Raw genomic sequence first — 11,963 nt, 5'->3', positions numbered from 1 at the left:
TTGCTGGTGGCGTTGAGTGCTGAGGGGAAGAGCTTTCGCTCTTCCCCTCAGCTTGTTTGGACCGGAGACAGCTCTGATCCAGGGAGACGGATCAGCTGATCGGATCGAGAACGGTCGGCCAGGCCTCCTTGTTGGTTCTGATGGCTTCGAGCAATTTGTCCTCGCCGATGCGCCGGGCGATCTTCTTCCACTCGGCCTCGGTGTCGGCCATCGCCTGCTCCGATGTCTTGGCCTTGGTCAGCGAGGCCATGAGGTTTTCGTCGAGCGCATTGTGGAAGGCGGTGGCGCCGGGATAGTTGATGGTCGGCACCGTGCGGGCGACCGTCTCTCGCACCACGTCCATGTGGTAGGCGTGGTAGGTCTGCCGCACCAGCGGATCGGAGAAGTCCGAAAGGCGGAACGGATCGAGATAGCCGCCGGGGTTGGCGCTCATCCAGGCGTAGATGCGGGCCGAGCCCAGCCATTGCAGCAGGAGGTAGGCGACCTCCTGGTTTTTCGACTGCGACGAGACCATGCCGGTCAGCGAGAACCACAGAACGGAGCGGCTGATCAGCTTGCCGTCGATCTCTCGGCCCGGCGGCAGCATCGAGCCGATCTTGCCGGTGACGGCCGAATCCTTGTTGCCGGCATTGTCGAGGAATTTCGGCAGGTTGGAGAAGGCACAGGTCATCGCCGCCCCGCCCTTGGCGAAATTGCCGTACTGCTCCGGCCAGCCCCACGAGATCGCATCCGGCGAATGGTGGACGAGCGATTCCACATATTCGTTGGTGGCGGCGATGCCATGCTCGGAATTGATCAGCGGCTTGCCGTCGTCGCCGAACGGGAACTGGTTGGGCGAGGCCATCGATACATAGCGCTGATACCAGTTGGTGTAGCCCCAGCCCTGGTTGCGCAGATCGGTCGAGCCGAACAGGCCCTTGTCCGGGCGCTGGAAGAAGGCGGCGATATCGCCATGCTGTTTCCAGGTTTTCGGCGGCGCTAGATCGTAGCCGTATTTGTCCTTGAACGCCTTCTGCTCGGCCGCGTCGCCAAACAGGTCGGTGCGATAGACCCAGGTCTGGAAGTCGCCGTCGAGCGACACGCCATAGTTCGAGCCGCGATATTTGTTGAGCAGCGACACGCCCTTGGCGCCGTCGACATAACCGGTCTTGGGGTCGTCCCATTCAGGCTTGTACTGGGCCACGAAGTCGTCGAGCTTGGCGATGCCGCCGGTTTCGGCGAGATCGCCAAGGCGGTTCCATTCGGTGGAATAGATGTCGTAGGCCCCACCCTTGGTGGAGATGTCCTGCATCGTCTTGGTGAATTCCTGGCCGTTCGGCAAGCCGACGATCTCGATCGGAATGCCGGTTTCCTTTTCCCACAGTTCCTTGATCGATGGCGCGCCGGCCGGGAAAGGCTGCGTGAGCTGGCCGATCGAGCCGTCAGACAGGCCGAGCACGATCTTGGCCGGCGCCTTGCCTGCCCCCTTCAGCGCCTTGGCCGCCTCGATGGCGCGGCCTTCCGGCGTGTCGGCGCCATATTGGTAACGCTCGGCGCCCTCGAAGCCGGTCGGGCCGCCGATCATGCCCGGCGCCAGTGCGTCGGCGGCAAAGGCGCGGCCGGGGCGGATGAACTGCGGTGCAATACCGGCCGCGGCCACGAACGCCGCCGCCTTTCCTCCGGACGCCAACAATCGGCGCCGCGATATGCGGATCAGATCAGACATTGGAATTCCTCCCTCAGGGCCAAGGTTTCCTCCACGAGCCCATGAGGGATATTGACGGCAGTATCGGAAGGCTGTCAACATCATAAATAATCAAAACACCTCACAACATCGCAATGGGCGAGGAAATGCGTCATACCGGGATTCATATACCGCTCCTTATGCCTCGATTTGATGGGAAATGTGTCTTCCCGTCCTGGAACAGCAGTGCCGGGCGACCTGATTTAGTCCGAAGGCTTGCGCTTCGACCAAGGCCGGATACATCATTTCCCATCAGAATCGCCGATGGCTGGCAGCCGTCGCCGTCAGACGGGCCGCCGGCATTGCGTGATCCTGATGCGTTGAGGAGATGAAAGACGGTGCGTTCCACCCTGACCGACATAGCCCGGGAAGCCGGCGTTTCCGCCGCCACCGTCGACCGCGTGCTGAACAACCGTCCCGGCGTGCGGGCGCGCACGCGCGAGATCGTGCTCGAAATGGCGCAGCGCCTCGGCTACATCGCCGAAAGCCCAAACGGGGCGCCGCCACGGCCCTTACCCGGCGAGGTCATCCGGCTCGACTTCGCGCTGCCGGCCGGCACCAATTCCTTCATCAAGATGCTGCATCGTCACATCGAGGCGCAGGCCGTGGCGCGCCCCGATCTTGATGTCCACATCGCCACCATAGAGGGCTTCAACCCCGACCGGCTCGCTCGCCTGCTGCAGGATTTGCGCGGACAGACGCAAGGCGTCGGCGTCATCGCGCTCGATCATCCGACGGTGCGCGAGGCGCTCCGCTCGCTGTCGGCCAACGATGTCAAGGTGGTGACCATCGCCTCCGACATCCTGCATGTGCCCAGGGTCGCCTATATCGGCATCGACAACCGAGCCGCCGGGCGGTTGGCCGGTTATCTGCTCAACCGTTTCATGGGGCCGGAGCGCCCCGGCAAGGTGGCGCTATTCGCCGGCTCGCTGTCTTATCGCGGCCATGAGGAACGCGAGATGGGGTTCCGGCACATATTGACCGAGGAATCCCCCAATCTCGAGATCGTCGAGATGCGCGAAATGCTCGACGACCGTGAGAAGGCCTATTCGGAAGCGTCGGCACTTCTGGACCGCCATCCCGACCTTGCCGCCATCTACAATGTCGGTGCCGGCAACACCGGCATCGCCCGCGCGCTCAAGGAACGCGGCCGCGCGCAATCCATGGTTTTCCTCGGCCACGAGGTGACTGACGGCACCAAGGACCTTCTGCTCGACGGCACGCTCGATGCCGTCATCGACCAGAACCCGCGCGTCGAGGCGCGCGAGGCGCTCAACACGCTGACCCACGCGGTCCGCGGGCTGCCCTATGAGTTGCACCAGCCGAGGCTGCAGGTGATCTTCAAGGAGAATATCCCGGAGATCTGAGCGGTTAGCTTTTTGCTTTAACTCTTATCATCGCCCCACCATCCTCACCCGCACCGATCGCGATCCGGTCGCTGGAGACAATGCCGGAAATGTCGCAGACCACCAGCGGCATATGGATGTCATAGAGAAACTCGGCAACGATGGCGCCCACTGCCAGGATCGGGTCCGGACGCTCCAGAAGAATTCCGGCAGGCGCCGTTCCCCTGCGGATCGCTTCGGCCAGCACCGAGGACGAGGATGACGAGCCGCGCCCGCTCGGCATCACCAGAATCTTGCCGGCGACGCTCTGGCCAAGCCCTGGATGCGAGTGGTCGATGATGTCGCCAGTCTCGGCGTCGATGCCGCCCCAGAAGCTGAGCGGTTGCGAGAAAACCAGAGCCAGGCCATCGGCCTCACCGGACAGCTGGAAGGTGCCGGGCCGCTCCGCCGGCCGCTTCATGAGACACCTCGCACGACATGGCCGACGGCGGCGGAACGGATGCAGTCCTCCATGTCGGCGAAGGCGACGGTCACGCCGATATTGCCCGGCGCGTAATGCGCCCATTTGCCGGAATTGGTCATCACCACGCCGTCGAGCCGCTCGAGGATCGCGGTGACATAGGTGCAGGTGTCGGCGACCGGAACCAGGCCGAAGGCCTCCATGCCGGCCAGTGCGCCCTCCTCCTGCAGCCGCGTCAGCGTCGCGCGCCCGGTATTGACGTAGATCGGGATGCCTTTGCCGGGTGCCGCCTCCCGCAGCATCGGCAACAGGCGCATCCACTCCTCGTGCGAGAAATGCGGCGTGCCCAGCGACACGGCTGCAAGCGACGCACCGTCGGGCACCCCCGACAGCCTGGCCAGCGCCTGATCGATGTCGGCCCGGGCGATGCGTATAGTCTCTTCAGGAAGATGGCCCTGGAACGCCTCATCCAGCGTCCGCGCTTCCGGGGTGATCCCGACCGCATGGAACAGCGCCACCGCACCTGTCGTCGCGGCTGCGGCACCCAGCGCCTTCAACTGGTCTTCGTCGCGCGGCTTCGGCAGGCCTGAGATCACCGGAATGCGGTCGCCGCTGGCTTGGCCGATGATCAGCCCGACCCCGACGAACAGGCTGTCGTTTGGTTCGGCTTGGGCAATGTCCAGTTCGAACAGGATGCGGCCGCGCCGGTTTTCGCTGAGATGCAGGCCCCAGGCCGGCGCGCGTCCGGTCATCGCGCAGCACAAATCGATGAAGTCGCCATAGCGGTTGGTGCGGGCGCCGATAACGGAATTGGCAAAGACGATGGCGTTGGATTCGCCCCAGGCGATCTGCTGTCCGAAGTCAGGCCGGAAGCGCGTCTGATAGGGCGCGCAGGTGAAGGTCGCCTGGCAGCCAAGCTCCAGATGCGCCTTCATCAGACGCCGCGCCGGCGCCTCTTCCGCCGCCGGCATCTTCACCATGCCGGGGTGGATGAGATCGAACGAGCCGACATTGAGCGTCGTCGGCACCTGCACGCGGCCGCCGCCCACGACCAGCCGTTCGACGAAATCGAGCCCGGCCTTGCCATGATAAAGGCAACCATCGATATGGGCGCCCGATATGTCGAGCAGGCCGCGCGCGCCGATCGCGTTGGAAAAGGCGACGAGGATTTTCATCGCGGCGGCCGCGGACGGGCCTTGTCCGCCGTCGAGCATGGAGCGGTCCCGTGCGGTTAATTCCAAAGTCATTGCAGCTCCCGGCTCGTTGTCGGAAAGGACGGAGGGACAGCGCCCCCCTCTGCCCTGCCGGGCATCTCCCCCACAAGGGGGGGGAGATTGGCAGCTTCGTCCCTGGCGCTCATTCTTGCAATGCAGGACATTTGCGAAATCGGTGGCGACAGCCAATCTCCCCCCTTGTGGGGGAGACGTCCGGCGGGACAGAGGGGGGCGCCACGGAACGCCAACAGTCCCAGCTATCGAACCGCGCTACCTACCCAGCCGCGATCAACACCGTGCTCTCCGGCGACCAGCGCAGCACCACATCCTGCCCCTCCGCCAGCCTGTCGGCGCCGGTGTTCTGCACGATGACTTTCAGCGTCTGGCCGGCGCGCTCGACGAAATAGGTGCTGTTGTTGCCGGCGAAGATACGCTTGGAGACCTTGCCCTTGAGCATATTCGCATCGGCTGCATCCGAAACCACGGCGTCCGTCGCAATCCTTATGCGCTCGGGCCGCACGGCGCAGCTGGCCTTGGCGCCGCCGGCAAGCCGGTCGCCCACCTTTGCCGCGATTGCCGTGCCGTCCGGAAGGCGGATGCCGTTGCCGGTCGCATCGCCGCGAAAGATGTTGGCGTCGCCGAGGAAGGTGGCGGCGAATTCGCTTTTCGGCCGGTCGTAGATTTCCTCCGGCGGCCCTTCCTGCACCAGCCTGCCGTCGCGCAGAATGCCGATGCGGTCGCTCATCGTCAGCGCCTCTTCCTGGTCGTGGGTGACGAAGATGGTGGTGATGCCGATCTCGCGCTGGATGCGCTTCAACTCTATCTGCATGTCGACGCGCAGCGCCTTGTCGAGCGCGCCCAGCGGCTCGTCGAGCAACAGCACGCGCGGCTTGGTGACGATGGCGCGCGCCAGCGCGACACGCTGGCGCTGGCCGCCGGACAGCTGGTGCGGACGCCGTCCGCCAAGCTTGCCCAATTGCACGAGGTCGAGTGCGCGCTGCACTTCGGTGGCAATCACCGCCTTGTTCTCGCCGCGCACCGACAGGCCGAAGGCGACATTGTCGGCGACGCTCATATTGGGGAACAGCGCATAGTTCTGGAACACCATGCCGATGCGCCGCTTCTCGACCGGCACGCGCTCCACACTTTCACCGCCGATGGAAATGCGGCCGGAGTCGGGAAAATCGAAACCCGCTATCTGGCGCAGCAGCGTGGTCTTGCCGCTGCCGGACGGTCCGAGCAGCGCGTAGAAGCCGCCATCGGCGAAATCGATCGACACGTCGTCCAGCGCCTTGTGCGCGCCGAAGCTGCGGGAGACGTTCGCTACCTGCACGCCGGCCATTATTTCTCTCCGCCGAATTTGAAGAAGCGCGCCGTCAGCAGCATGAGCGCCATCGACACGACGATGATGATGGTCGAGACCGCATTGATCTCGGGTGTGAAACCCTTGCGAATCGCGGCGTAGATTTCGACCGGCAACGTCGTTTGGCCGGGCGTCGCCAGGAAATAGGAGACGACGAACTGGTCGAACGACACCGCGAAGGCGAACAGCCCGCCGGCAATGACGCCCGGCATGATCCAGGGCAGCGTGACACGCATCGTGACCTGCCACTGGTTGGCGCCAAGCGAACGAGCCGCTTCTTCCAGTTCCGGCGCGAAGGTCTGCAGCCGCGCCGAGACCACGACGATGACATAGGGCAGCGCCAGCGCGACATGGCCGAGCAGGATAGCGAACAGGCCGCGCCCGATGCCGACGCCGAAGAAGAAGATCAGCATCGCGGTGCCGGTGATCAGCCACGGAATGGCGATCGGCGGGAAGAGCAGCGCCTGCAGCACCTTCTTGCCGCGAAACTCATAGCGATAAAGCGCCAGCGACGCGGCCGAGCCGAGCACCACGCAGATGACGGTGGTGACGATTGCGATCTCGAGGCTGTTCCAGGTGGCCGCGATAAGCTGGTCGTTGTGCCACAGCGACGCATACCATTCCGTCGTCCACTCGAACGGCAGCTGGTAGAAGGGCGAGACGTTGAACGACATGAGCGCCATGATGACGATAGGCAGATAGAGGAAGGCGAGCAGCAGCCCGATGTAGAAGCGGCCAAGCCCTTCGAGGATGCGGGTGGTCATCATCAGGCAGCCCTCCTGAGCACCGGCGAGGCGACCGCCAGGATGACAAGCACGACGGCGAGCAGGATGAAGGAGAGCGCGGCACCAAGTGGCCAGTTGAACACGGCCACGAACTGGTCCTCGATGACCGTGCCGTAGAAGGTGCCTGTGCGTCCGCCGAGAATGCGCGGCTCCATGAAGGAACCGACGACCGGCACGAAGATCAGCGCCGCGCCCGCCACCAGGCCGGGCAAGGACAGCGGGATGATCACCCGCTTCAGCACCTGCAGTCGCGAGGCGCCGAGCGAGCGCCCGGCCTCGATCAGCGAGTCGTCGATCGCCTGCAGCGTGAGATAGCAGGTCAGCACCATGTAGGGGACGTAGGAGTGCACGAGGCCGATGATGACGGCCGGGTAGGAATACATCAGATCGATGTTGATCTTGAACGGCAGCACCGCATTGAGCGCGGTGTCCAGGATGCCGCCCTCGCGCAAAACCATCGCCCAGGAAAAAATGCGCACCAGCCCGTTCGACCAGAACGGCAGGATGACAAGCAGGAAGATTGCCTCGCGGCTGCGCCCCTTCAGCACCTTGGCGAGCACGTAAGCGGCGGGATAGCCGATGACGATGCACCACAGGGTCACTTCGAGGCCAAGGCGCAGCGAGGCGAGCAGCAGTGTCAGGTAGAGGCTTTGCGAGAAGAAGGCGGCGTAATTGCCCAGCGTGAATGCCCACGGCTTTCCGGACAGCGGCAGGTCAGTCATGAAGGAGAAGAAGACCATGGCCGAGAGCGGCAGGAAGATCGCCACCGTCAGCCAGAGATAGGCCGGCGCCAGCAGCGGCAGGGCCGATCTCTGCCCGCTGCGCGATGCGGTCGCGCCTGGTACTGCCATGCCATCCTCCTCCTCCCGAGGATTGAAAGAGCCAGCCGGCACGAACCGACGGCTGGTCCGGACGTGATCTTAGAGACCGTTTCGAAATTCGCTGTGGCGAGTCATATGGTGGTGGTTTCGAGAACCGGAGCGCAGCGGACATTTGGGTCCGTGAGCACCGGAAGCGCAGAAAACGCCATCAGATGGCCGCCACAGTAGAATTTCCAAGCGGTCTCTACTTCACGTCGACCTTGAGCTGCTGCCACAGCGCCAGATAGGCCTCGCGCTGGGCATCGGTAATCGGCGCCTGGAACTGGATGCGCTTGGCGACCTCGGGGTCGCCCATCACCTTGCGGTTGAAGGCATCCTCGGGCAGCGCCTCCACCGCCTTGGTGTTGGCCGAGACCGGAGCGCCGACCTTGGTGACCCATTCGACATAAAATTTCGGGTCGATCATCCAGTTGATGAAGGCCTGCGCGCCTTCGACATTCTTCGAACCGGCCGGGATCGAGAACGCGTCGAGCCAGGCGACCGCGCCTTCCTTGGGAATGACCAGCGACACCGGAAGCTTGAAGTGGGTCTTGGCGCGGTCGGCCGAGCCGCTCCAATAGGTGCCGATGTCGATCTGGTTGGAGGCGACCATCTGGTTCCAGTCGTTCTCCGAGCTCCAGAAAGTCTTGATCTGCGGCATCAGCGAGGTAAGCTTCGTCTTGACCGCATCCATATCCTTGATGTCGTTGATGTTCTGGCCGGTGGCGATGGCGCCGAACTGCACCGCCTCAACGGCGTCGTCGCGGATGATGACACGACCCTTATGCGCGGGATCCCACATTTCGGCGATCGACGTCGGTGGCTTGTCGAAGGATTTTTCATTGATGGCGAGCGCCGTCAGGCCCCACACCCACGGCACGCCATAGACCTTGCCGTCATGATCTAACATCGGCGAGCCGGCCTTGTCCTTGCTGATGTCGGCATAGTTCGGCAGCTTCGACACGTCGATCGGCTGGATCAGCTTCTCGGCCATCGCCTGGTTGTTGAAGGCGGCGTTGATCATGACGACGTCGTAGAGGCCCGGATTGGTCCGGATCTTGGTCAGCATTTCCTGTTCGGAATTGAAGAAGTCGTTGACGACCTTGTTGCCGGTGGCTTTTTCGAAGGCCTGGATGGCCCATGGCTCGTCGGCGCCGTAGCCCTTCCAGTTGAGCACATGCACTTCGGCGGCACTGGCGGCCAGCGTGAAGGCGGTGGTGAGGACGGCGGTCGCCGTCAACAGAGCAGTCAGTCTTGGCATGCGCATGTCGGTTCCTCTCTTTGTTTGCCCGCTTCGGCGGGGCTTGTCAGGCTGTCTGATGGGCCTTCTGGTTCTGGCCCGGCGCGCCGGTCGCGGCGGCCTGGCTCAGGAAAGTCTGGATCTCGGCATCGGTCGGCGCCGATGAACCGCCATGGCGGGTGACCGAAATGGCCGCCGCCGCATTGGCGTAGCGCGCTGCTTCGAAAGGCGGCGCGCCACGCGCCAAGGCGCTGACGAAAGCGCCGATATGGGTGTCGCCGGCGCCGTTGGTGTCGACGGGATCGACCTTGAACCCGGCAACGGTTTGCGCCGTACCGTCGGCCAGCGTGACATGGCAGCCCTTGGCGGCGGAGCGGATGACGACACCGGCCGCCTGCGGGCAATGCTCGGCAAGCAACCGCACCGCGAGGTCCTCGACATCACCACGACCGGCGATCTCCGCGGCTTCCGTCGCGTTGCAACTCAGCCAGGTGGTGCGGGCAAGCACACGCGACAGGATCGAGCGCGGAATGTCTGAAATGATCGGTGTCGGGTCGAAGACGAAGGGAATGTTTCCCGGCAGCGCTTCGATCCAGTCGGTAAGCGCGTCGCGGCTGCCCGCATAGCTCAGCGTATAGCCCGAGGCGAACACCCAATCACCAGGCGCCACCGATACCGGCGCCATCATGTCGAGGCTGAGCACACTTTCGGCTCCGGGCCACGAGACGAAGGTGCGTTCGGCATCGCTCGATATCATGGCGACGCAATTGCCGCTGTCCATGGCGGGCGCTGGCGGCGTTAGCGTCTCGATGCCTGCGGCTGCGAAGGCGGCGCGCAGGAAATCGCCGTTCGGCCCACTGCCGAGCTGGCCGCCGAACACGACTTTCGTGCCGGTGCGGGCCGCGGCAACCATCATGTTGAAGCCACCGCCGGCTACCTGGGCGAAGCTCGATGCGGTCTTTTCCATTCCGGGCGCCGGCAAGGCATCGATGCGGTAGACATAATCCACCACCGCGCTGCCGATATGGACGAGACGGCCGCTCACGCAGCCGCGTCCTTGCCGGACCCGGCTCTCGCCACCCTTGCCGCGACGAGGTCGGCGGCCAACACGCGTACGTCGACCATGTCGATGCCCTTCAGCCGCGCGACATGCTGCTGCGGCAGCCGCGAAAAGCCCGTGCAGGCGCCGGCCATGCCTGCCGCGATGGCGCCAATCGTGTCGGTGTCGCCGCCGAGATTGGCGCTGATGACCGCCGCTTGCCAAGGATCGCCATCGGCGACTTCCAGCACAGCGAAGGCCGCCGGAACCGATTCCTGGCTGGCGACGCCGGTGCCGACCAGATCGGTGATCAGCCGGATGGCGTCCCTCGTGACCTTGCCACGCACCAGGTCCTGCGCCCAGACAATGCGCGCGGCGATGTCGCCGCCGGTCACCCAATGGCCAAGCGTCGCCCCTCGCCTCGCCGCCGCCACGGCACTGTCGGACGCGGCGCGCCAGTCACCCCCGGCAACGCCGCGGCTGACGGCGGCCGCGACCGCCGCTGCCGATGCTATGGCGATCGAGGTGTTGTGTGTCGCCCGGCAGGTCTCCGCCACCTTGGCCACGAATGTATCGAGCGGCTCCAGCGGCATCATGATGCCGACTGGCGCGATGCGCATGGCCGCTCCATTGGTGTCGCCGCCGCGCCCCGCTTCCTCGGCCGGCACGCCATTGTTGATGGCGTCGATGGCGCGCTTAGTCGAAGGACCCAGAAGATCGTAGCTGCCGCGCGCCTTGACCTCGCGCTCCCAGTCGAGCAGCGCGTTGACCCAGCGCGCATGATCGAAACGCTCGCCGGATTCGACCAATATACGGCCGAGCAGCAGCGCCTGTTCGGTATCGTCGGTGATGGTGCCGGCCAGAAGTCCCTTGGACACCGGATGGTCGGCGAAGGGCGCGATGAAATCCTCGACATGGCCATGAAGTTCGGCAATGCGCGCCGGCGACAAAAGCTGCGTCGGCATGCCGAGCGCGTCTCCCAGCGCTCCGCCAACAAGCGCGCCCATGGCGCGATCAAGCATGTCCGGCATCGCTCAGAACCTCATATGCAGCGCGAAATGCGCGGGATTGAGCAGGCTGGTGACATATTCGATCGGCCGGTCGTCGGCCGCCCGCGTCAGCCGGCGGCCGCGCAGGAAGGGCGTCCCTAGCGGGCAGCCAAGGATCGCCGCGTCCTCGGCGTTGAGCATCTCTATGCCGACCCATTCCTCGCCATGGTCGGGAATGAGGCCGGCGGCGCGCAGCGTCTGGTGCAGCGAGCCTTCGCGCAGGCCACGGAGCGGCACATCCTCCAGCTCCGGCGACAGGGGCAGCCGGCTGCGCTCGATGGAAATCGCGTGGCCATCGCTGGCATTGGTGCGCACCCGGTCGACGGCGATGAAGAACGGGCTTTCGATCTCCAGCAAGGCAGCGAGATCGGCGTCTTCGATGACCTCCAGCCGCAGCGTCCTTGTCTCGGCATTGGCACCGGCGTTGGCCAGCGCACGCGACCAGCCGATGGCGTCGTCGACCGGCTTGCCGTCAAAGGTGACGAAAGAGCCAATGCCCACCTTGGTGGTGATCAGGCCGCGGCTGGACAGCTCCTCAAGGCCCTTGCGGACCGTGTTGCGGCTGACGGAGAAGCGTTGGACGAGCTCGTTCTCGCTTTGCAGGCGATCGCCGAAGCCAAGCACGCCGGAGCGGATTTCATGCTCCAGGACAGTGGCGATCTGCTCGGGCTTGCCCGTGCCGGGAGACAGTTGAACCGCGCGCCGCTTCATATTCATACCTGTTCAGTGAACCTGTATAGTCCTGTTCAATATATGGCCGAGACAAGCCTGTCAACGATCGCTGGAAGATCAGAGGGCACTGACTGACGGTGCACGGCGGTCAAGCCGGAATGCTCGTCGTCGATGAAGGGCCGGCGCGGCGAGCCTTCAAAACAATTGCCTTG

Annotated in this window: 11 protein-coding genes; 1 reads left to right on the top strand and 10 read right to left on the bottom strand. The window is 64.4% G+C overall.

Annotated elements, in window-relative coordinates; genetic code table 11:
* Positions 1-91: 91 nt before the first annotated feature.
* Complete coding sequence (locus EB233_RS14995; RefSeq protein ID WP_064988055.1) at positions 92-1,705, bottom strand: extracellular solute-binding protein; 1,614 nt, start codon at positions 1,703-1,705, stop codon at positions 92-94.
* 356 nt (positions 1,706-2,061) lie between these two features.
* Between EB233_RS14995 and EB233_RS14990 the strand changes: the two genes are divergently transcribed.
* On the top strand, positions 2,062-3,090 hold the full coding sequence (locus EB233_RS14990) for a LacI family DNA-binding transcriptional regulator (RefSeq protein ID WP_027050961.1): 1,029 nt from the start codon (positions 2,062-2,064) through the stop codon (positions 3,088-3,090).
* A gap of 4 nt (positions 3,091-3,094) precedes the next feature.
* On the opposite strand, the gene EB233_RS14985 is transcribed toward EB233_RS14990, so the two are convergent.
* From EB233_RS14985 to EB233_RS14945, 9 genes are all read right to left on the bottom strand, one after another.
* Entirely contained in the window at positions 3,095-3,529 is a 435-nt protein-coding gene (locus EB233_RS14985; RefSeq protein ID WP_064988054.1) for an aconitase X swivel domain-containing protein, read from the bottom strand.
* Entirely contained in the window at positions 3,526-4,776 is a 1,251-nt protein-coding gene (locus tag EB233_RS14980; RefSeq protein WP_064988053.1) for an aconitase X, read from the bottom strand. The genes EB233_RS14985 and EB233_RS14980 overlap by 4 nt, the downstream gene beginning before the upstream one ends.
* A 241-nt stretch (positions 4,777-5,017) precedes the next feature.
* Positions 5,018-6,085 carry an ABC transporter ATP-binding protein gene (locus EB233_RS14975; RefSeq protein ID WP_064988052.1) on the bottom strand — a complete coding sequence of 356 codons (1,068 nt, stop codon included), beginning with the start codon at positions 6,083-6,085 and terminating at the stop codon, positions 5,018-5,020.
* Positions 6,085-6,873 (bottom strand): ABC transporter permease, encoded by a 789-nt coding sequence (locus EB233_RS14970; RefSeq protein ID WP_064988051.1) that lies wholly within the window; start codon positions 6,871-6,873, stop codon positions 6,085-6,087. The genes EB233_RS14975 and EB233_RS14970 overlap by 1 nt, the downstream gene beginning before the upstream one ends.
* Positions 6,873-7,742 (bottom strand): ABC transporter permease, encoded by an 870-nt coding sequence (locus tag EB233_RS14965; RefSeq protein WP_064988050.1) that lies wholly within the window; start codon positions 7,740-7,742, stop codon positions 6,873-6,875. Before EB233_RS14965 ends, EB233_RS14970 begins: the two co-directional genes overlap by 1 nt.
* 214 nt (positions 7,743-7,956) lie before the next feature.
* Complete coding sequence (locus tag EB233_RS14960) at positions 7,957-9,018, bottom strand: ABC transporter substrate-binding protein (protein WP_064988049.1); 1,062 nt, start codon at positions 9,016-9,018, stop codon at positions 7,957-7,959.
* 40 nt (positions 9,019-9,058) lie between these two features.
* Positions 9,059-10,036 carry a PfkB family carbohydrate kinase gene (locus EB233_RS14955; protein ID WP_064988048.1) on the bottom strand — a complete coding sequence of 326 codons (978 nt, stop codon included), beginning with the start codon at positions 10,034-10,036 and terminating at the stop codon, positions 9,059-9,061.
* Positions 10,033-11,061 (bottom strand): ADP-ribosylglycohydrolase family protein, encoded by a 1,029-nt coding sequence (locus EB233_RS14950; RefSeq protein ID WP_064988047.1) that lies wholly within the window; start codon positions 11,059-11,061, stop codon positions 10,033-10,035. Before EB233_RS14950 ends, EB233_RS14955 begins: the two co-directional genes overlap by 4 nt.
* Before the next feature lie 3 nt (positions 11,062-11,064).
* On the bottom strand, positions 11,065-11,790 hold the full coding sequence (locus EB233_RS14945) for a GntR family transcriptional regulator (protein WP_064988770.1): 726 nt from the start codon (positions 11,788-11,790) through the stop codon (positions 11,065-11,067).
* Positions 11,791-11,963 lie beyond the last annotated feature (173 nt).

Source organism: Mesorhizobium erdmanii (assembly GCF_013170725.1).
GTDB classification, from domain to species: Bacteria; Pseudomonadota; Alphaproteobacteria; order Rhizobiales; family Rhizobiaceae; genus Mesorhizobium; species Mesorhizobium erdmanii.
This window is presented reverse-complemented; position numbering and strand designations above follow the sequence as displayed.